This is a genomic window from Bacillus massiliigorillae (genome assembly GCF_000380245.2).
Classification (GTDB): Bacteria; Bacillota; Bacilli; order Bacillales; family DSM-1321; genus Bacillus_AD; species Bacillus_AD massiliigorillae.
Genome location: NZ_HG428741.1, coordinates 2,399,424 through 2,420,847, shown reverse-complemented (window position 1 = coordinate 2,420,847; position 21,424 = coordinate 2,399,424). Strand labels below are relative to the sequence as shown.

Below are 21,424 nucleotides of genomic sequence, written 5' to 3'. Positions count from 1 at the left end.
AAGCGCATTAATGGAATTGAGTTATTTATTGCAATTGTGTAGTTGAAGTCAGAAATATTTTAACAATTTTTTTTTATGTTGTTTTTCCTTTAATATTGCTACCAAATCATTTATTATTATATAAGCTAATGAAATTTTGTTGGAATTTGTCATGAAGGGCAGGGAGTATTGGAATGGATCGGAAAGAGTGGTATTTCGAATATGAAATTCAGAAGAATCGTCCTGGCTTGTTAGGTGATATTTCCTCACTGCTTGGTATGCTTTCCATTAATATTGTTACGATTAACGGTGTAGACGAAGGCCGAAGGGGATTATTGTTAAAGGCGAAGGATAGTAAAAATATTGAACGTTTAGAATCAATCTTATCAACGATGGATACGATAAAAGTAATCAAATTACGTGAACCAAAGTTTTTGGATCGATTAGCTGTTCGTCATGGGCGTTATATTCAAAGAGACGTTGATGATAAGAAAACGTTTCGATTTGTTAGGGATGAGCTCGGTATTTTAGTTGATTTTATGGCTGAGCTTTTTAAGAAGGAAGGCCATAAGCTGATAGGTATCCGCGGTATGCCTAGAGTGGGCAAAACGGAATCAATTGTAGCTGCAAGTGTTTGTGCCAATAAAAGATGGTTGTTTGTGTCATCTACTTTATTAAAGCAAACAATCAGAAATCAGCTTATTCAAGATGAATATAATGATAATAATTTATTTATTATAGATGGAATCGTTTCAACCAAAAGGGCAAATGAAAAGCATTGGCAACTCGTTAGAGAAATTATGAGTCTTAATTCGGTAAAAGTAATAGAACATCCAGATGTATTTGTCCAAAACTCCGAATACACATTAGATGATTTTGATTACATTATCGAGCTAAGAAACAATCATGAAGAAGAAATTACATATGAAATTGTAAATCAAAATCAATTTTTGGGAGGATCAGATTTTGGATCCTTCGATTTCTAAAGTATAGAAGGTGTTTATAAGTGACTGAATTAGGAAATACGTTAAGAGCAGCGCGCGAAGCAAACGGGCTGAGCTTAGATGACTTGCAGCAATTAACGAAGATTCAAAAGAGATACTTGATTGGTATTGAAAAAGGTAATTATGATATGATGCCTGGAAAGTTTTATGTTCGAGCATTTATCAAACAATATGCGGAAGCAGTTGGTTTAGATCCTGAGGAAATTTTTGAACAGTATAAGAATGAAGTACCAGCCGCACGTGAAGAAGAAAGTACTGAACAGCTATCTAGAGTTCAGTCAAAGAAAACGATATCTCCAAGTCAATCAAAATTACTAGAAGCGTTGCCAAAAATATTAGTAGGTGTATTTATCATTGGTGCTGCTGTGTTAGTTTGGTTTCTTGTCTCAAATGTTGTTGGTTCAAAGAACAATAATTCACCGAAAGATTCAGATCAACCTATTGTGATTGAACAAAATGAAGATGCCAAAACTGATAATAAAGATAAAGAAAATGCTACGGTAAATAAAGATAAAGACAAAAATAAAGCTGATAAGGAAGATAAAAAAGATAAGAAAGAGCCTGCCAAGAAACAAGAAATTGCAGCTGTACAAGCGTCTGGGAAACACTCTACGTATGAATTGAAGAACGCAGAAACTTTCAAGCTAAAGCTAAGTGCAAAAGGAGATACGTGGGTTAATATTAAAGACGGTACTGGAAAATCTGTCTTCCAAGGTTTATTGAAAGAAAATGAAAGTAAAGAAGTTGATTTAACGGATCAATCAAAGACGGATCTTGTTATAGGTAATTCAATTAATACAGATATTTATGTAAATGATGAGTTATTACCATATCAAAATAATCCGAATGAAATTGTAAGACAAGATATTACTATTACATTTACAAAAGCAGAATAGTAGCTGTTTAAACTAACACCCGCCATGCTCGAAAACAAGCTTTCTCTTTTCTAGAAGTCGTAAGTAGATTTCTTGTTAATGTTGTCTTGTTTTAAGTTGCATGGCTGGTTTTGCTCTATTTTAGTCTACACACTTAAAGGAAATAATGTTGTTCTATGTATCATACATAAACGTATGACGCTATTTCTATTCATTTGTAAGCAAATGCTTATAAATTCACAATAATTTATAGACGTTTTTCATCTGGAGGTTTTTTGCTTTGAATTTACCTAATAAAATTACAGTATCAAGAATATGTTTAATTCCAGTCTTTTTAATATTTATGTTGATAGACTTTAATTGGGGAGATATTTCGATTGGAGACTATTCTATTCCTGTTGCTCATGTGGTAGGTGCGCTAATTTTTATTTTTGCTTCAGTTACAGATTGGATCGATGGACATTTAGCGCGAAAATATAATTTAGTAACAAATTTGGGGAAATTTTTAGATCCGTTGGCGGATAAATTACTAGTAAGTGCTGCCTTGATTGTTTTAGTTGAATTAGGTTCTGCACCGTCATGGATTGTCATAGTCATAATAAGTCGAGAGTTTGCTGTTACGGGATTAAGACTAATTTTAGCGGGGACAGGAGAAGTCGTTGCTGCTAATATGTTAGGTAAAATTAAAACATGGACGCAAATCATTGCGATTGCTGCCTTATTGTTACACAATTTACCTTTCGAGTTTATTAACTTCCCATTTGCTACGATTGCTTTGTGGGTATCTATGTTCTTTACATTGTGGTCAGGTTGGGATTATTTCGCAAAAAACAAAGAGGTATTCAAAAATTCGAAGTAATTATGGGAGAGATTGAATATGAATGCGGAGATTATTGCGGTCGGATCGGAATTATTGCTTGGTCAAATTCTAAATAGTAATGCACGATTCTTATCACAGAAGCTTGCTGAAATGGGCATTAATGTGTTCTATCATACGGTTGTTGGTGACAATGGTGGAAGATTAGAACAAGCTATTGAAATAGCTGAAAAGCGTTCTAACTTAATTATCTTTACAGGCGGGCTAGGGCCAACTAAAGATGACTTAACGAAAGAAACGATTGCAAAACATTTAAAAACAACACTTGTTATGGATGATGTAGCCTTAACATCTATTATGCAATACTTTCAAAAATCTGGACGACCAGTAACTGAAAACAACAAAAAGCAAGCACTTGTCTTAAAAAATGCACAAGTTTTACCGAATGATCATGGAATGGCTCCAGGAATGGTTTACGAAACTGCTAAACATACGTATATGCTGTTACCAGGACCCCCAAAAGAAATGGAACCGATGTTTTCGATATATGGTTCACAAGCGTTGTATGACAGAATGAGCGACATAGAAAGAATTCATTCGCGTGTACTTCGATTCTTTGGTATAGGAGAAGCGCAACTTGAAACAGAAGTAGAGGACTTACTGGAAGCTCAAAGTAATCCAACTATTGCTCCTTTAGCATCTGATGGAGAAGTGACGCTTCGAATTACAGCTAAGCATGCTTCACTGCACATTGCTGAACAGATGATTGAAGAAGTGGAAGCGAAAATATTAGCGCGAGTAGGCCAATACTGTTACGGTAAAGATCAAACATCTTTAATAGAGGAAGTAGTAAAAGAATTGAAGGGAAAGAATCTTACTATTTCAAGCGCTGAAAGCTTAACGGGCGGATTATTTCAACAAGAATTAACAAGTATTTCTGGTGCTAGCCAAGTATTTAAAGGCGGTATTGTAAGTTATTCGAATGAAGCGAAAATGAAGCTTTTACATGTAAAAGCAGAAACGATAGAGCAGTATGGCGCTGTTAGTGAACAATGTGCGAAGGAGATGGCAGACGGCGTTCGAGCTCAGCTTGGTGCTGATATTGCTGTTAGCTTTACAGGAGTTGCTGGACCAGATGAATTGGAAGGGCATCCTGTTGGGACGGTATTCATCGGAATATCTTGTTCGAAAAATGGAACGCAAGCTTTTAAGTATCAATTCGGAAGTAGTCGTGAACAAAACAGAATTAGAAGCTTTAAAAATGGCTGCTCCTTGATTTTAAAAAATCTATTAAAATATTAAACAAAAAAATGAAGAAGGGAGTTCGTAGATGAATTTCCTTCTTCATTTTTTTGATTTATTAATCACTCCTTAAGTTTTTAAGAATCCTGTACCGTTCATATCCTTGAATCTTCAAAATGAAAAATCTTTTATTGAAAGAAAATAGACTTAATTTGATGTTTTTTGCTATGTAAAACTATCATTTTGGTAAAAATTAATGAACGAAAATAATCGAATAAATGTTCGCTTTTTGCTTGTCAAACAGACAGAAAAAGTATATAGTATTTATAGTTACTAATAAACAAAAGCATTACGCTTTATTCATAGATTATAGGGTTTTAATTAAAGGAGGAACTTTAGTGAGTGATCGTCAAGCGGCCTTAGAAATGGCATTAAAACAAATTGAGAAACAATTTGGTAAAGGTTCAATTATGAAACTAGGAGAACAATCAGATCGAAGAGTTTCAACAGTTCCTAGTGGTTCTCTTGCATTAGATGTAGCACTTGGTGTAGGTGGTTATCCAAGAGGACGTATTATTGAAGTATACGGTCCAGAAAGTTCAGGTAAAACAACAGTTGCCCTGCACGCTATTGCTGAAGTACAAGCAAGTGGTGGACAAGCAGCATTTATCGATGCAGAGCATGCGTTAGATCCGGTTTATGCGCAAAAACTTGGTGTTAATATAGATCAGTTATTATTATCGCAACCTGATACAGGGGAACAAGCATTAGAGATTGCAGAAGCACTTGTTCGAAGTGGTGCAATTGATATTATTGTTATTGACTCTGTAGCAGCACTAGTACCAAAAGCTGAAATTGAAGGAGATATGGGAGATTCACATGTTGGTCTTCAAGCTCGATTAATGTCACAAGCTCTTCGTAAATTATCAGGAGCTATTAATAAATCTAATACAATTGCTGTTTTCATTAACCAAATTCGTGAAAAAGTAGGCGTAATGTTCGGTAATCCAGAGACAACTCCTGGTGGACGAGCTCTAAAATTCTATTCAACAGTCCGTTTAGAAGTACGTCGTGCTGAGCAATTGAAACAAGGTAATGAAATTGTTGGTAATAAAACAAAAATTAAAGTTGTGAAAAACAAAGTAGCTCCACCATTCCGAGTTGCAGAAGTCGATATTATGTACGGTGAAGGAGTTTCACGTGAAGGTGAAATTATTGATATGGGCTCTGAACTTGATATCGTTCAAAAGAGCGGTGCTTGGTACTCGTATAATGATGAGCGTCTTGGTCAAGGTAGAGAAAACGCGAAACTATTCTTAAAGGAGAACGCTACTTTACGTTTAGAAATAATGCAAAAGATTCGTGACCATTATAATTTAGATGGTGAACATATTGCACCAGAAGATACAGATAAAGAACAAATGGAATTTGCTGATGAATAAATAATATAGAAAAGACTTAGCGTTCGTTTTGCTAAGTCTTTTTTTTGAAATCATCTCGTCCAAAAGGACTGGTGACGGTTTTTCTTGTCAAATTAGTCTAAAATAGTATTGTAGTGTCTGAAAATTCATGTCTGAACAGGGACAAACCCTTGACAACCAATTTTTGCACCTATACAATTAATATGTATATTTTACATTTTTTTAAATTAAGGATTTGTAAAAAAAAAGCCTATGTGCTGTATATTGAAGCTGCTTAACAATGTACATGCCGACATGACATGATTAAATAATTTCATAGCAAGAGGAGGTGAAAAGATGGAACTTTTTATTATCATCATCTCCATTTTGCTTGCTCTGTTCGTCGGTGCAGTTGTTGGTTATTTTGTTCGTAAATCCATTGCGGAGAATAAAATAGCTGGAGCAAAGAATGAAGCGGAACGTATCATAGAAGACGGGAAACGTGAGAGTGAAGCTCTTAAGAAAGAAGCCCTATTAGAAGCGAAGGATGACATCCATAAGCTTCGCACTGATGCAGAAAGTGACATTCGTGAACGAAGATCTGAATTACAAAAACAAGAAAATCGATTATTGCAAAAAGAAGAGAATCTTGATCGAAAAGATGAAACGTTGGATAAGCGTGAAAACCTTTTAGAGAAACGAGATCATTCTCTTAACCAAAGACAACAGCATATTGAAGACAAGGAAAGCAAAGTGGACGAGATGGTTCGTTTGCAACAAACAGAGCTAGAACGTATCTCTAGTTTAACTAGAGAAGAAGCAAAAGCTATTATCTTAGACCGTGTTGAAAAAGAACTTTCGCACGATACTGCCATTATGATTAAAGAAAATGAAAACCGTGCTAAAGAAGAAGCGGATAAGAAAGCGAAAGAAGTTCTTTCTCTAGCAATTCAACGTTGTGCAGCTGATCATGTAGCTGAGACAACTGTATCTGTTGTTACACTTCCTAATGATGAGATGAAGGGACGTATTATTGGTCGAGAAGGTCGAAATATTAGAACGCTAGAGACGCTTACTGGTATAGATTTAATTATTGATGACACGCCTGAAGCAGTAATATTATCTGGATTCGATCCAATTAGACGTGAAACAGCACGATTAGCACTTGAGAAACTCGTGCAAGATGGTCGTATCCATCCGGCACGTATTGAAGAAATGGTTGATAAAGCAAGAAGAGAAGTGGATGAGCATATTCGTGAGATTGGTGAACAAACTACATTTGAAGTAGGTGTTCATGGTCTACATCCAGATTTGATTAAGATTCTTGGACGTTTGAAATTCCGTACAAGCTATGGTCAGAATGTATTAAAGCATTCTATGGAAGTTGCCTTCCTATCAGGTTTACTTGCAGCTGAGCTTGGAGAGGATGAAACACTTGCAAGAAGAGCTGGTTTACTTCACGATATTGGGAAAGCAATTGACCATGAAGTGGAAGGAAGCCATGTTGAAATCGGGGTAGAACTTGCGACGAAGTATAAAGAGCATCCTGTTGTTATTAACAGTATTGCTTCTCATCACGGCGACACAGAGCCAACTTCTATTATCGCTGTACTGGTTGCTGCTGCTGATGCACTTTCTGCTGCAAGACCAGGAGCAAGAAGTGAGACTCTTGAAAATTATATTCGACGTTTAGAGAAACTAGAAGAAATTTCAGAGTCATATGATGGTGTTGAAAAATCATTTGCTATTCAAGCAGGTCGTGAAGTTCGAATTATGGTTAAGCCAGAGCAAATTGATGACTTAGAAGCGCATCGTTTAGCTCGAGATATTCGAAAACGAATTGAGAAGGAATTAGATTATCCTGGTCATATTAAAGTGACAGTCATTCGTGAAACACGAGCAGTTGAATATGCGAAATAATATTTGATTAAAGAAGGTAAGTTGTTTTATTTTATTCAAAATAGACAGCTTACCTTTTTTGGTTGTATATTTCCTAAAGTGAAAACGATTGCGCAAGTTAAGTAAATATACTTTTGTATAGATGTTTGTAGTTCTTTATGACTGCTATCAGCGTAAGAAATTAATATGTGTTATAATTTCTTACAGATTAATTTAAAGCTTTTGAAGTAGAAAGGGTAATAAAATGAAACTATTGTTTATTGGTGATGTTGTTGGGTCACCAGGAAGAGATATGGTACAGGAGTATTTACCGAAATTAAAAGACAAACATAAGCCTCATATCGTTGTTATCAATGGTGAAAATGCAGCCGCTGGTAGAGGAATCACAGAAAAGATTTATCGTCAGTTTTTAGAGTGGGGAGCAAATGCAGTTACACTTGGAAATCACGTATGGGATCATAAGGATATATTTGAATTTATAGATGATGCGAAAAACATGGTTCGTCCTGCCAATTTTCCAGAAGGTGCACCTGGTAAGGGAATTACGTATATAAGATGGAATGCTATTCAAGTGGCTATTATTAATTTACAAGGAAGAACTTTTATGCCGCCACTTGATTGTCCCTTTGTAACGGTTGAGAAATTGGTTGAGGAGGCACGTAAAGTTACGCCAATTATCTTTGTTGACTTTCATGCAGAAGCAACAAGTGAGAAGCAGGCAATGGGCTGGTTTTTAGATGGTAAAGTATCTGCGGTTGTAGGCACACATACGCATGTTCAAACAGCTGATTATCGGATTTTACCAAAGGGAACAGCTTATTTAACAGATGTGGGCATGACGGGCCCTTATGACGGTATTCTAGGGATGACAAGAGAACCGATTATTCAAAAGTTCTTTAACAGTATGCCTGCACGCTTCACTGTGCCAAAAGAAGGGCGCACGCAATTAAGTGCTGTCCTAATAGATATTGATGAGAAAACAGGATCGGCTAGAAAAATTGAAACAATACAAATAAATGATGACCGTCCATTCTTTGAATAATGAATGATTAAAAAGGTGTCCAAAAAGTGATTGTACTCACTTCTTGGACACCTTTTTTGCTTTTTTTAATCGAAATCGATTTGGAGTTAAGAAAAGAAGCATAAAAAAGACCGGTGACAGTTTTTCTCTGTCTAACCTTACACCTGCTATGCTTGGAAATAAGCCAATCTGTTTTGAAAACCAAGAGCGGGTTTTCAAGAACAGCTCGTCTTATTTCTGCGGCATAGCTCTTTTTTGATTGGGAGTAAATCAAGGAGTATAAACATCAATCCAAAAAGACCGGTGACAGTTTTTCTTAATTACAGTAATAACAAGTACAAATGCTGAATATAGTAGCAATGAAAGTGATTTACCTGTCACATCGTCCAATAACGATGAAGAAGGAATGGCACAAGGAGGAGCTAGGAATGGAAATATTAAAAGTTTCAGCAAAATCTAATCCCAACTCTGTAGCAGGCGCACTTGCGGGTGTTCTACGTGAAAGAGGAGCAGCCGAGATTCAAGCAATCGGTGCAGGAGCGTTAAATCAAGCCGTAAAGGCAGTAGCAATTGCAAGAGGATTTGTTGCACCTAGTGGAGTGGACTTGATATGTATTCCTGCTTTTACAGATATATTGATTGATGGTGAAGAAAGAACTGCCATCAAGCTGATTGTAGAGCCTCGATAATAAGGGATTATTATGAAGCGTTGTAAGTAATGAAAATTAATCTGTATGCAAATTGCATGCAGTTTTTTTTTCGTTAGAGAAAGATAATAAAGAATGGTGGAATGAAGCATTATTTTATGAATAACGGAAAGGTGAGTTGTATAATAGGAATTGTAAAAAATAATAGACACTACTCCTATTTTTTGTCAATAAATCGGCCGAAAAGCTTGATTTTTTGCTGTTATAGGTCTAGAATGTAACCATTTAGTACGTTTTCATTTAAGGCTAGATTTCTTCTTTAAAATTCTAAATTTTGAAAAAAATTACATTTTATTCACAGTGTCTAGTTGGGAAATGCGCTAAAGTTATTATCTTTTTAAAAATTTCATAGGGCGTCTAAAGGGGTGTAGGCAATGATCAATCAACTTTCATGGAAAGTTGGAGGACAACAAGGTGAAGGCATTGAGAGTACTGGTGAAATATTCTCAATTGCTCTTAATCGTTTAGGTTACTACTTATATGGGTATCGACATTTCTCGTCTCGTATTAAGGGAGGGCATACGAATAATAAGATACGTGTAAGTACAACACAAACACGTTCTGTATCCGATGACTTGGATATTCTTGTTGCATTTGACCAAGAAACAATCGATGTGAACTACAAGGAATTACATGAGAAAGGTATCATTATTGCGGATACTAAATGTAAGCCACAAAGTCCAGAAGATACAAAAGCAGCCTTGTATAGTATTCCATTTACAGAAATTGCAACAGAGTTAGGAACTTCATTAATGAAGAACATGGTGGCAGTTGGGTCATCTTGTGCAATTTTAGGTATTGATATTTCTGTGTTTGAAGAAGTAGTGGATGAAATATTTGGTCGTAAAGGTGAACAAGTTGTACAAAAGAATTTAAATGCAATTAAAGCAGGCTATGATTATATGATAGAAAAGCTTGATAATCAAGTCGGTACATTGCAATTGGAAAAAGGTGACGGCAAGAAACGTTTATTTATGATTGGAAATGATGCAATTGCATTAGGTGCACTAACTGCAGGTTGTCGTTTCATGGCTGCCTATCCAATCACACCAGCTTCAGAAATCATGGAATACTTAATTAAGAAGCTACCAGCAGTAGGTGGTACAGTTATTCAGACAGAAGATGAAATCGCAGCCGCAACAATGGCGATTGGTGCAAACTATGGCGGTGTAAGAACGATTACAGCATCTGCAGGACCAGGATTATCTTTGAAAATGGAAGCGCTTGGTTTAGCAGGTATTACGGAAACACCACTAGTTGTAGTTGATACACAAAGAGGTGGTCCTTCAACTGGGTTACCGACCAAACAAGAACAATCAGACTTGATGGCAATGATTTACGGAAATCATGGTGAGATTCCGAAAATTGTTATCGCACCAAGTACAGTAGAAGAAGCTTTCTATGATACAGCAGAAGCGTTTAATTTAGCAGAAGAGTATCAATTGCCAGTTATTATTCTATCAGACTTGCAATTATCTCTAGGAAAGCAAACAGCGCAACCACTTGATTTAAATAAAGTAGAGATTCGTAGAGGTAAATTAGTTCAAACTGAGCTTCCTGAAGTAGATGGCTATTTCAAACGTTATGAAGTAACGGAAGATGGGGTATCTCCACGTGTTATTCCAGGAATGAAGCACGGCATTCACCATGTAACAGGCGTAGAGCATGATGAAACAGGAAAACCTTCTGAAGCAGCACCAAACCGTGTGGCGCAAATGGATAAACGTATGAGAAAGATTAAGAATCTTAAATTCCAAACACCAGTATATACAAATGCAAAACATGAAGAATCAGATTTATTGATTGTTGGCTTTAATTCAACGCGTGGCGTTATTGAAGAAGGAATGACTCGTCTTGAGCAGGAGGGGCTTAAAGTCAATCATGCACACATTCGTTTGATTCATCCTTTCCCAGTTAAAGAAATGCAAGAGCTTGTTTCTGGAGCTAAGAAAGTCGTTGTTGTTGAAAATAACGCAACTGGACAATTAGCTAACATCATGAAGATGAACTTAGGCCATGTTGATAAAATTAAGAGCATTTTAAAATATGATGGTAATCCGTTCCTACCTCATGAAATTCATTCGAAATGCAAGGAGTTGTTCTAATATGGCTACGTTTAAAGATTTTCGTAATAATGTAAAACCTAACTGGTGCCCAGGATGCGGAGATTTCTCAGTTCAGGCTGCTATTCAACGTGCATCAGCTAATGTAGGATTAGAACCTGAGCAATTAGCTGTTATTTCAGGAATTGGCTGTTCAGGGCGTATTTCAGGATATATAAAATCATATGGATTCCATGGTATTCATGGACGATCTCTACCGATTGCTCAAGGTGTGAAGATGGCTAATCGTGATTTAACTGTAATCGCTTCTGGTGGAGATGGTGACGGTTTTGCTATTGGTATGGGTCACACTGTCCATGCAATTCGTAGAAATATTGATATTACATACATTGTTATGGATAATCAGATTTATGGTTTAACAAAAGGACAAACATCACCACGTTCAGGTACTGGTTTTAAAACTAAATCGACACCAGAAGGTTCTATTGAACCAGCTATTTCTCCTATGGAATTAGCATTATCTTCTGGAGCGACGTTTGTAGCTCAAAGCTTCTCTACAGATTTGAAAGATTTAACTGCAATTATTGAAGCTGGAATTAAGCATAAAGGCTTTTCATTCATCAATGTTTTTAGCCCATGTGTAACGTACAATAAGATAAATACGTATGATTGGTTTAAAGAGCATTTAACAAAATTAGCAGATGTTCCAGATTACGATTCTTCTAGTCGTGAAATGGCTATGCAAACGTTAATGAAACATGACAGCCTTGTAACAGGTATTATTTATCAAAATACGGAAAGAAAATCGTATCAAGAATTAGTACCTGGCTATGCTGAAACGCCGCTTGCAAATGCTGATTTAGAATTAAATCAAGAGAGTTTCGATAAATTATTAGCGGAATTTATGTAATGTAGATTCAAGATTTATAAAGGGGAGCCTAAAGTGATTTTTTCAATAGGCTTCCCTTTTTTACAATTTTATTAATGTATTAAAGGCTAAATTAGAAGAAAATGCCACAACAGCAACGACGACATCTGCATCTGCAGCGGCAACGACAGTCACAGCCACGTCTAAAACTACTAGATTCTTCACGATTACGGCGTCTGCAGTCTCTTACAGCTTCACAGAAATCATCTCGATTAAATCTAGTTCTAATGTTAAAATCACGATTACGACGTCTATGATCACAGGATTCATCGCGATTACGGCGTCTACAATCATTAGACTCGTTCTGATTACGACGTCTACAATCTCTTACAGCATCGCAAAAGTCATCTCGGTTTAACCGAGCTCTAATATGAACATCACGATTGCGATTATCATCACATCTATTATTATCTCTTTCTCTTGAACAACTCATAAAATAACCCTCTCCTCAAATGTTAGTTCTCTGTAATGTATGCAGAGAATAGGCGTGAGGAAAGGGCGTTTACCTAGATATAATATAAATGTCTAAAAGTCATATGTTGATTGAAAAGGAGAGCTTAGAAAATTTATTTCAAAAAGCTCTCTATTTATTAATTGATGGCTAATAGATGAAATGAATTACCAACTAGAACGGCAGCAGCAGCAGCTACGACGGCAACGGCAACAACGTTTTTTATGGTGCTCTCTCTTTTCACAGCTACTTGATTCGTGTTTTTTCTCTCTGCACTCTCTTACAGCATCACAGAAATCATCACGATTAACTTTTACTCTAAAGTTAAAATCGCGATTACGATTTTCGTTACAGCTTTCGTGTTTTTTACCTTCGTTTTTTGAACAACCCATTAAAAATCCTCTCCTTTTTGTAAGTTCACTGTAATGTATGAATATTTCGGACAAGAGGTAAGGGCGTCTCTATCATTAATTATAAATGTGTTAAAGTACTAAATGTAGTAATATCAAGTGTTAACATGTATTGTTAATTGTGAATAAAAGATTTATACTATTGTAATGTGTATAAGATAAGCACTATACATTTAATGGAATATTTGATATATACAACAATGCGACAAAACTTATTATTTATGTGTAGAAAGGAGATTAATGCATGAACGAGCAACAACGTGTAGAATCTCAACAAGTAAATTCAAAAAATCCAGCGGACAAAAAATCCGAAAAGGATTACAGCAAATATTTTGAAAAAACATATGAAGCACCATCTCTTAAAGACGCTAAAAAACGTGGTAAAGAAGCTGTTCAATATCATAATGATTTCACGATTTCTGAGCAGTTTAGAGGAATGGGAGTGGGGCGTAAATTCCTTATTCGTACGTACGGCTGTCAAATGAATGAGCATGATACAGAAGTTATGGCCGGAATCTTTATGGCATTAGGTTATGAGCCAACGGATGATGTGAATGAAGCGAATGTTATCTTATTAAATACATGTGCAATTCGAGAAAATGCAGAAAATAAAGTATTTGGTGAGCTTGGTCATTTAAAGCCACTTAAAATGAAAAAGCCAGATTTATTAATTGGTGTGTGTGGATGTATGTCTCAAGAAGAATCTGTAGTAAATCGCATCCTCCAAAAACATCATTTTGTAGATATGATTTTTGGTACACATAACATCCATCGTTTGCCTAATATTTTACAAGAAGCATATCTTTCTAAAGAAATGGTAATCGAAGTATGGTCGAAGGAAGGCGATGTAATTGAAAACCTTCCTAAAGTTCGTAAAGGTAATATTAAAGCTTGGGTTAATATTATGTATGGCTGTGATAAATTTTGTACGTATTGCATCGTGCCTTATACGCGAGGTAAGGAACGTAGCCGTCGTCCAGAAGAAATTATTCAAGAAGTACGTCATTTAGCTGCTCAGGGCTATCAGGAAATAACGCTTCTTGGCCAAAATGTAAATGCATACGGAAAAGATTTTAAAGACATGGATTATCGTCTAGGTGACTTAATGGATGAAATTCGTAAGATTGATATTCCACGTATTCGCTTTATGACAAGTCATCCTCGTGATTTCGATGATCATTTAATCGAAGTTTTAGCAAAAGGCGGAAACTTGGTAGATCATATTCATTTACCAGTTCAATCAGGTAGCTCAAGTGTATTAAAAATTATGGCGCGTAAGTATAATCGCGAGCAATATTTAGAATTAGTTGGTAAAATAAAGAAAGCTATTCCAAATTTATCATTAACTACCGATATAATAGTTGGGTATCCGAATGAAACGGAAGAGCAGTTTGAAGAAACGCTTTCATTATATAAAGAAGTGGGATTTGATATAGCATACACATATATATATTCACCACGAGAAGGAACACCTGCTGCTAAAATGAAAGATAATGTACCTATGGAAGTAAAGAAAGAACGCCTACAACGTTTAAATGCACTTGTGAATGAAATTTCTGCTGAGAAAATGAAGTCCTACGTAGGAAAAACAGTAGAGGTTTTAGTTGAAGGGGAAAGTAAGAAGAATCCAGATGTTTTAGCCGGATATACTAAGAAAAGCAAGCTGGTAAACTTTGTTGCACCTCAATCTGTAATTGGTACAATCGTAAAAGTGAAAATTACAGATGCGAAAACATGGTCATTAAACGGTGAATTGGTGGATCAAACAGTTGAGGTGAAATAAGGTGGCAAAGTATACGAAGGATGATCTTATTACAAAGGCAGAAGAACTTGCAACGATGATTGCTGAAACAGAAGAAGTAGATTTCTTTAAGAAAGCGGAAGCAAAAATTCATGAGAATCAACGTGTTCGTGAGTTAATCGCTAGTCTAAAAAGTTTGCAAAAGCAATCTATAAACTTCGAGCATTATGGCAAGGAGAAAGCGTTCAAGCAAGTTCAAGACAAAATTGAAGCAATTGAAAGTACGATTAATGAAATTCCAGTTGTACAACAATTTAAACAAACGCAAATAGAAGTAAATGAACTTCTACAGTTAGTTTCGTCAGCCGTTTCAAATAAAGTAAGTGACATCATCGTAGAATCCACAGGTGGAAATATTCTTCGTGGAGAGACAGGTTCTCAGGTGAAAAATCAAAGCCAAAACAGCTGTTCATAATGGAAAGACTTCGCATTTTGCGAGGTCTTTTTTTAATTTCAAAGTGAAAAAGGTTTGTTATGATTAAAAGTAGAAATAGGATATTGTAATAGGGAGGAATAGTACTAGTGGATATTTTTGGAATCTATATGACAAATGAGAATGAGGAAAAAGCGAAAAAAATGAGCGCGTATATGAAGGACCATTTCTTGTTTCTTGGAATTCAAAAACCTGAACGAACTAAAATTAGTAAAGAGTTTTTAAAGGAAAAGAAGAAGGAATGTGAAATAGATTGGGAGTTCGTACTTGCTTGTTATGATCGACTGGAAAGGGAATTTCATTACTTAGCTATTGATTATTTAATCGGAAACAAAGCGAAATTAAGAGATGACGATATACATACAATTGAAGGATTGATAAAAAGGCATTCTTGGTGGGATAGTACGGACACGTTGAATAATTTAATTGCGTATCTTTGTGAAAGGAATCCCAAACTGAAAGAAATCATACGAATTTGGATGGATTGTGACAATATATGGTTAAGGCGTGTTTCAATATTGTTCCAACTTAAATATAAAGCCAAGACAGATACTGAATTTTTAAAAATCGCGATTGTTCATAATTTGAATAGTGATGAGTTTTTTATTAATAAAGCTATTGGATGGGCATTAAGAGAATACTCAAAAACCAATCAGGAATGGGTTCGAGCGTTTATTAACGAGCATTCCCTTTCTCCATTAAGTGTTAGAGAAGCAAGTAAATACTTATAAACTATCTTAAGGAGGTTGTCTAAAAAGTGATTGAAAATTACTTTTTAGACAACCCTTTTTTCTTTTGTTTGAAAATTTCACTTTGTACTATTTGTGAGACAAATACACACTCGCCTGTATTATGCATACAATGAAATATAAAAAATGCCAAAATTCTTGTTGTACCAAAAGTTTTTTTACTGGCACTTTATGTTTTATCTTATTTTTTAGATTGATTTAGGAGCCTTAGTGCCAGTTTGAACAGGATAAATTAGTAATCACACTAGTCTTTTAACACGCATAGGATGAATTGAAACTGAACGAGGAGGGTTCGCTTCATGTCACACTATAGAGAGATAATTACTAAGGCAGTGGTTGCCAAAGGACGTAAATTTACAAAGTCCTGCGAAACAATCAAACCTGCTCATTGTCCTTCTAGCATACTTGGATGTTGGTTAATAAACCATCATTATACAGCGAAAAAAGTAGGGAAAACGGTTCATATTAGCGGTAGCTTTGATGTAAGCGTCTGGTATTCATATAACAATAATACAAAAACAGATGTTGCAACGGAAACGGTTAAATACACAGATGTCGTAAAACTAAAGTATCGTGATCCGAATTGCCATGATGATCGTGAAATTGTCGTAAAAGTTATTCAACAGCCAAATTGCGTAGAAGCTTGTATAGCATCTTGTGGAAAAAATGTTGAGGTTGAAGTAGAGAAAGAATTCTTTGTAGAAGTAATAGGTGAAACGAAGGTATGCGTAGCAATTAGTCCAAATAGTGAAGCCTGTGATGATGATGATTGGTTTTGCGATGTAGACGATGATGAGTTTGAAGAAATTAATCCAGATTTCATAATTAACAGCGATTGTGATTAATCAAGGACTAGGGAGGAAACTTCCTAGTTTTTTCTATTTGTTTCTATCATTAGTGTATATGTTATAATGGGTTTTGATGAATTTATGTTGGAAAGGTTTTGAAAGAGTATGACTACTTATACGCCTATGATTATGCAATATTTACAAGTAAAGGCAGATTATCAAGATGCCTTTTTATTTTTTCGTTTAGGTGATTTTTATGAAATGTTCTTTGAAGATGCGATTAATGCATCTCAAGAATTGGAAATAACATTAACAAGCAGAGATGGTGGATCGAAAGAGCGAATTCCGATGTGTGGGATTCCATATCATTCTGCTGCTAATTACATTGATACATTAATAGAAAAAGGCTATAAGGTTGCGATATGTGAGCAAGTGGAAGACCCTCGTCAAGCTAAGGGCGTTGTAAGGCGTGAAGTAGTACAATTAATTACACCGGGTACGATAATGCAAGGTCGAGGCATGGATGAAAAGGAAAATAACTACTTAACATCGCTTACTTTATTTGAAGATGGGACATTTGGTTTAGCATTTGCTGATCTTTCAACAGGTGAGAACAAAGTAACTTTACTTTCAGATTCTTTCCAAGACGTTTTAAATGAAGTGGCTGCACTTTCTGCGAAGGAAATTATTATACATGAAAGTTTTCCTGAAGAATTACAGCAACGTTTAGTAGAAAGCCATGGTGTTGTTCTATCGATTGAAAATGAAGAACAAGTTGATGCTAGTTTTGAAGCCATTATTAGCGGTTTAACACAAGAAAAGCTAGTCATTACTACATGTCGACTGCTTCATTATTTATTTAAAACACAGAAAAGAAGCCTAGATCATATACAAACAACTGAGACTTATGAAACTAACCGTTACTTAAAGATTGACTATCATTCAAAACGTAATCTAGAGCTAACTGAAACAATTCGCGGAAAAGGGAAGAATGGCTCATTATTATGGTTGTTAGATGAAACGAAAACAGCGATGGGTAGTCGGATGCTTAAGCAATGGGTTGACCGCCCATTGATTTCGCAAAATGCGATATCTGAGCGTCATGATATGGTAGAATCGTTAATTGCGAATTATTTTGAACGAGAAGAATTACGTGAGAATTTAAAGGAAGTATATGATTTAGAGCGTTTATCAGGAAGAGTAGCCTTTGGAAATGCGAACGCTCGTGATTTAATTGCCCTAAAAAAATCATTGCAGCAAGTGCCAAGAATCGCTGCGATATTTGAGAATATAAACAGTCAACAATTACAAAAACTACTTGCTCGCTTAGATCCATGTGAAGAAGTAGCAGATCTTTTAGAATCGTCACTTGTTGAAAATCCACCGCTTTCTATTAAAGAAGGAAATATGATTAAGGACGGCTATGATGAATCTCTTGACCAATATCGTGATGCAAGTCGTAACGGTAAAACATGGATAGCGGCACTAGAGAAACAAGAACGTGAAAAAACAGGGATTAAGTCATTGAAAATCGGCTTTAATCGGGTGTTTGGTTATTATATTGAAGTAACGAAGGCTAATATTCATCTTTTACAAGAAGGACAGTATGAACGTAAGCAAACTCTTACGAACGCTGAACGTTATATTACGCCAGATTTAAAAGAAAAAGAAACATTAATTTTAGAAGCAGAAGAAAAAATGGTGGACCTTGAATATAGCATCTTCTCAACCATTAGAGAGCATGTGAAAGAATATATTCCAAGGTTGCAAGCACTTGCGAAATGTATTAGTGAATTAGATGTGTTGCAATGTTTTGCTACAGTTAGTGAGAAGCGTCACTATACCAGACCTGTTTTCTCTGAACAACGACATGTGAACATTATTGATGGACGTCATCCAGTTGTAGAGAAAGTGATGCAAAAGCAGCAATATGTACCAAATGATTGTATTTTAAATGAAAATCGTGAAATGCTGTTAATAACAGGACCAAATATGTCTGGTAAAAGTACGTATATGCGTCAGATTGCTTTAACAGCTGTCTTAGCACAAATGGGCTGTTTTGTACCTGCTGAAAAAGCTGAGCTACCGATTTTTGATCAAATCTTTACACGAATAGGCGCAGCGGATGATTTAATATCAGGACAAAGTACATTCATGGTGGAAATGCTAGAGGCGAAACATGCGATTGCCCATGCTACTCAAAATAGTTTAATTCTCTTTGATGAAATTGGACGAGGTACATCCACATATGATGGAATGGCTCTCGCTCAAGCAATAATCGAGTATATTCATGGTAAAATTGGTGCAAAAACGTTATTTTCAACTCATTATCATGAATTGACATCTTTAGATCAAAGCTTGCATGCCCTACAAAATGTCCATGTTAGTGCTGTTGAGCAAAATGGGACAGTTGTATTCCTTCACAAAATCAAAGAAGGAGCAGCAGATAAGAGTTATGGTATACATGTGGCGCAGCTTGCAGAGCTTCCAGAGGAATTGATTAATAGAGCTAATGAGTTATTACAGCAATTCGAATCAGAGCAACCTGTAGCGGCTCCTAGCGTGATAAAGGAAGCTGTTAAACAAGAAGAAGTCAAAACTGTTGTAAATGAAGTCGTTAAAGAAGAAGAAATCAAAACACCGGCAACAGAGGATGAAGAAGCGCAACTCTCATTCTTTGAAACAACTAAAACAATAAAAAAAGAAAAGTTATCATCGTCTGAACAAAAATGTTTACAGCAGTTAAAAGCATTAAATATTTTGGATATGACGCCTTTAGACGCTATGAACGCGTTATATGATTTGCAGAAAAAAGTAAAAGCATAAGCATGTCTTTGAAAAGGAGAAAAGAGGTGAAGGAACTTGGGAAAAATCATCCAATTAAGTGATGAGCTATCTAATAAAATCGCGGCTGGTGAAGTAGTTGAAAGACCTGCATCCGTTGTAAAAGAACTGGTCGAAAACTGCATTGATGCTAATAGCACCATTATTGAAATTGAAATTGAAGAAGCGGGATTAAAAAGTATTCGCATTATTGACAATGGTGATGGTATTGAACAGGATGATGTTGTGAAAGCTTTTGATCGCCATGCAACGAGCAAAATAAAAGATGAAAATGATTTATTTCGTATTCGTACATTAGGCTTTAGGGGTGAAGCTTTACCAAGTATAGCTTCTGTTTCGATGTTCGATTTAAAGACAAGCACTGGGCGAGATGCTGGGACGCATGTAGTGTTAGAAGGTGGAAAGCTTCTTTCTAACACTAGTTGTTCAGCGAGAAAAGGAACGGATATTACCGTATCTGATTTATTCTTCAATACACCAGCGCGTTTAAAATATGTAAAAACAATTCATACAGAGTTAGGTAATATTACGGATGTAGTCAATCGCCTGGCACTATCGCATCCGGAGGTATCGTTTAAGCTTTCTCATAATGGTAAGAACATCCTTCATACTAATGGTAATGGTGATGTAAGAGCGGTATTAGCTTCTATTTATGGCTTTAATTTAGCGAAGAAAATGATACCAATCTCAGCACACTCTTTAGATTTTCGTTTGAAAGGATATATTTCTTATCCTGAAAGTACAAGAGCGTCGAGAAATTATATGTCGCTAATGATTAATGGTCGATATATTAAAAATTTCCTTTTGTCTAAGGCTATTCTAGAGGGTTATCATACACTCTTGCCAATTGGGAGATATCCAATCGTCTTGCTAGATATAGAGATGGATCCAATCATAGTTGATGTGAATGTTCATCCAGCTAAGTTGGAAGTTCGTTTAAGTAAAGAACAAGAATTAATGGAATTAATTACTGAGACCATTATTAAAGCCTTTAAGAAAGAAGTGCTTATTCCTTCAAATGTTGAGAAGCAAAAACCTACAAAGCAACAGTCGGAGCAGGTTGCGTTCTCACTAGAATCAAACTATACACCACCTAATAAGCTGGAAAAGCAAGCAATTTCGACTTTGAATACAACAATTCGTGAAGATGGAGCGCTACATTCCATTCCAACAGTTGAGCCGATGTTTATACCACCACCAAAATTGGAGGAGACAGAAACATTTATTACTCCAGTTGAAAATTACTCTTCTATATCATATGAAGAAGAGCCTGAACTAGAGGAAGAAATAGTTGAGGTAGAGGAAGAGATTTATAAAGAGCCAGAAGTAAGTGAGGTTGTAACGGGAAAAATAGAGGAGCCTACAAGTAGAATTCCTACGCTCTATCCAATTGGACAGTTGCATGGCACTTATATACTCGCTCAAAATGAAAATGGTCTCTATATGATAGACCAGCATGCGGCTCAGGAAAGAATTAAGTATGAATTCTTCCGTGATAAAGTAGGCCAAGTGGGTAATGAAATGCAAGATTTATTAGTGCCTATCACACTTAATTATTCGTATGATGAAAGTATTAAAATTCAAGCAAATATTGAGTTGCTAAAAGAAGTCGGGATTTTCTTAGAGGACTTCGGTCATAATGCCTTTATTGTTCGTTCGCATCCACAATGGTTTCCTTCTGGTGATGAGCAAGAATTAATTGAAAGCATTCTTGACCAATTACTACACATGAAGAAGGTTGACATTAAGAAATTGCGTGAAGAAGCTGCTATATTAATGAGTTGCAAAGCTTCGATAAAAGCTAATCATCATTTACGTAATGATGAAATTACTTCATTGCTAGAACAATTAAGACAAGCATCTGATCCGTTTACATGTCCGCATGGAAGACCGATTATTATTCACTATTCAACACGTGATATTGAGAAGATGTTTAAAAGAATTATGTGATTTTGAATAAAAAACAGGATGGTGTAATTTACCATCCTGTTTTTTGGATTGTCAATCGGCTTC

Annotated in this window: 17 protein-coding genes; 16 read left to right on the top strand and 1 reads right to left on the bottom strand. The window is 35.8% G+C overall.

From position 1 onward, the window contains the following. Window positions 1-173: 173 nt before the first annotated feature. The 10 genes from TX86_RS11130 (at window position 174) to TX86_RS11085 (ending at window position 11,917) form a co-directional block, all read left to right on the top strand. Window positions 174-965: a DUF3388 domain-containing protein gene (locus TX86_RS11130; protein ID WP_042348827.1), complete on the top strand. Its 792-nt coding sequence runs from the start codon at window positions 174-176 to the stop codon at window positions 963-965. A 20-nt stretch (window positions 966-985) separates the two neighbouring features. Further along, the gene (locus TX86_RS11125; RefSeq protein WP_042348826.1) at window positions 986-1,879 is read left to right on the top strand and encodes a helix-turn-helix domain-containing protein; all 894 of its coding nucleotides are present in this window, start codon (window positions 986-988) and stop codon (window positions 1,877-1,879) included. 259 nt (window positions 1,880-2,138) lie between these two features. Continuing rightward, a complete protein-coding gene (gene pgsA / locus TX86_RS11120) occupies window positions 2,139-2,717 on the top strand; it encodes a CDP-diacylglycerol--glycerol-3-phosphate 3-phosphatidyltransferase (RefSeq protein ID WP_042348824.1) in 579 nt (192 codons plus the stop codon). 18 nt (window positions 2,718-2,735) lie between these two features. Continuing rightward, window positions 2,736-3,977: a competence/damage-inducible protein A gene (locus TX86_RS11115; RefSeq protein ID WP_042348822.1), complete on the top strand. Its 1,242-nt coding sequence runs from the start codon at window positions 2,736-2,738 to the stop codon at window positions 3,975-3,977. Between the two features lie 338 nt (window positions 3,978-4,315). Then, window positions 4,316-5,359 carry a recombinase RecA gene (recA, locus tag TX86_RS11110; RefSeq protein ID WP_042348820.1) on the top strand — a complete coding sequence of 348 codons (1,044 nt, stop codon included), beginning with the start codon at window positions 4,316-4,318 and terminating at the stop codon, window positions 5,357-5,359. A 315-nt stretch (window positions 5,360-5,674) separates the two neighbouring features. Then, window positions 5,675-7,237 carry a ribonuclease Y gene (rny, locus tag TX86_RS11105; RefSeq protein WP_042348818.1) on the top strand — a complete coding sequence of 521 codons (1,563 nt, stop codon included), beginning with the start codon at window positions 5,675-5,677 and terminating at the stop codon, window positions 7,235-7,237. Window positions 7,238-7,460: 223 nt separating this feature from the next. Further along, entirely contained in the window at window positions 7,461-8,258 is a 798-nt protein-coding gene (locus TX86_RS11100; RefSeq protein ID WP_042348816.1) for a TIGR00282 family metallophosphoesterase, read from the top strand. A 407-nt stretch (window positions 8,259-8,665) separates the two neighbouring features. Beyond that, window positions 8,666-8,926 (top strand): stage V sporulation protein SpoVS, encoded by a 261-nt coding sequence (spoVS, locus tag TX86_RS11095; protein ID WP_003211281.1) that lies wholly within the window; start codon window positions 8,666-8,668, stop codon window positions 8,924-8,926. 392 nt (window positions 8,927-9,318) lie between these two features. Continuing rightward, a complete protein-coding gene (locus TX86_RS11090) occupies window positions 9,319-11,049 on the top strand; it encodes a 2-oxoacid:acceptor oxidoreductase subunit alpha (protein WP_042348815.1) in 1,731 nt (576 codons plus the stop codon). Window position 11,050: 1 nt separating this feature from the next. After that, complete coding sequence (locus TX86_RS11085; RefSeq protein WP_042348814.1) at window positions 11,051-11,917, top strand: 2-oxoacid:ferredoxin oxidoreductase subunit beta; 867 nt, start codon at window positions 11,051-11,053, stop codon at window positions 11,915-11,917. A 91-nt stretch (window positions 11,918-12,008) separates the two neighbouring features. On the opposite strand, the gene TX86_RS26725 is transcribed toward TX86_RS11085, so the two are convergent. Further along, on the bottom strand, window positions 12,009-12,368 hold the full coding sequence (locus TX86_RS26725; RefSeq protein WP_154663101.1) for a hypothetical protein: 360 nt from the start codon (window positions 12,366-12,368) through the stop codon (window positions 12,009-12,011). A gap of 672 nt (window positions 12,369-13,040) precedes the next feature. Between TX86_RS26725 and miaB the strand changes: the two genes are divergently transcribed. The 6 genes from miaB (at window position 13,041) to mutL (ending at window position 21,361) form a co-directional block, all read left to right on the top strand. Next, complete coding sequence (miaB, locus tag TX86_RS11080; protein ID WP_042348813.1) at window positions 13,041-14,579, top strand: tRNA (N6-isopentenyl adenosine(37)-C2)-methylthiotransferase MiaB; 1,539 nt, start codon at window positions 13,041-13,043, stop codon at window positions 14,577-14,579. 1 nt (window position 14,580) lies between these two features. After that, window positions 14,581-15,012, top strand: a complete 432-nt coding sequence (locus TX86_RS11075) for a YlbF/YmcA family competence regulator (RefSeq protein WP_042348812.1) — start codon at window positions 14,581-14,583, stop codon at window positions 15,010-15,012. 107 nt (window positions 15,013-15,119) lie between these two features. Continuing rightward, the gene (locus TX86_RS11070; RefSeq protein ID WP_230203612.1) at window positions 15,120-15,761 is read left to right on the top strand and encodes a DNA alkylation repair protein; all 642 of its coding nucleotides are present in this window, start codon (window positions 15,120-15,122) and stop codon (window positions 15,759-15,761) included. Between the two features lie 317 nt (window positions 15,762-16,078). Continuing rightward, the gene (gene cotE / locus TX86_RS11065) at window positions 16,079-16,624 is read left to right on the top strand and encodes an outer spore coat protein CotE (RefSeq protein WP_042348811.1); all 546 of its coding nucleotides are present in this window, start codon (window positions 16,079-16,081) and stop codon (window positions 16,622-16,624) included. A gap of 108 nt (window positions 16,625-16,732) precedes the next feature. Next, window positions 16,733-19,393: a DNA mismatch repair protein MutS gene (gene mutS / locus TX86_RS11060; protein ID WP_042348810.1), complete on the top strand. Its 2,661-nt coding sequence runs from the start codon at window positions 16,733-16,735 to the stop codon at window positions 19,391-19,393. Window positions 19,394-19,429: 36 nt separating this feature from the next. Further along, the gene (gene mutL / locus TX86_RS11055) at window positions 19,430-21,361 is read left to right on the top strand and encodes a DNA mismatch repair endonuclease MutL (RefSeq protein ID WP_042348808.1); all 1,932 of its coding nucleotides are present in this window, start codon (window positions 19,430-19,432) and stop codon (window positions 21,359-21,361) included. Window positions 21,362-21,424: the final 63 nt, after the last annotated feature.

What these genes read in the sequence shown, in the direction of transcription:
- mutS (WP_042348810.1), top strand. Translation starts at nt 16,733, where the DNA reads ATGACTACTTATACGCCTATGATTATGCAATATTTACAAGTAAAGGCA.
- TX86_RS11100 (WP_042348816.1), top strand. Translation starts at nt 7,461, where the DNA reads ATGAAACTATTGTTTATTGGTGATGTTGTTGGGTCACCAGGAAGAGAT.
- rny (WP_042348818.1), top strand. Translation starts at nt 5,675, where the DNA reads ATGGAACTTTTTATTATCATCATCTCCATTTTGCTTGCTCTGTTCGTC.
- TX86_RS11090 (WP_042348815.1), top strand. Translation starts at nt 9,319, where the DNA reads ATGATCAATCAACTTTCATGGAAAGTTGGAGGACAACAAGGTGAAGGC.
- TX86_RS11115 (WP_042348822.1), top strand. Translation starts at nt 2,736, where the DNA reads ATGAATGCGGAGATTATTGCGGTCGGATCGGAATTATTGCTTGGTCAA.
- miaB (WP_042348813.1), top strand. Translation starts at nt 13,041, where the DNA reads ATGAACGAGCAACAACGTGTAGAATCTCAACAAGTAAATTCAAAAAAT.
- cotE (WP_042348811.1), top strand. Translation starts at nt 16,079, where the DNA reads ATGTCACACTATAGAGAGATAATTACTAAGGCAGTGGTTGCCAAAGGA.
- spoVS (WP_003211281.1), top strand. Translation starts at nt 8,666, where the DNA reads ATGGAAATATTAAAAGTTTCAGCAAAATCTAATCCCAACTCTGTAGCA.
- TX86_RS11085 (WP_042348814.1), top strand. Translation starts at nt 11,051, where the DNA reads ATGGCTACGTTTAAAGATTTTCGTAATAATGTAAAACCTAACTGGTGC.
- TX86_RS11130 (WP_042348827.1), top strand. Translation starts at nt 174, where the DNA reads ATGGATCGGAAAGAGTGGTATTTCGAATATGAAATTCAGAAGAATCGT.
- TX86_RS26725 (WP_154663101.1), bottom strand. Translation starts at nt 12,368, where the DNA reads ATGAGTTGTTCAAGAGAAAGAGATAATAATAGATGTGATGATAATCGC.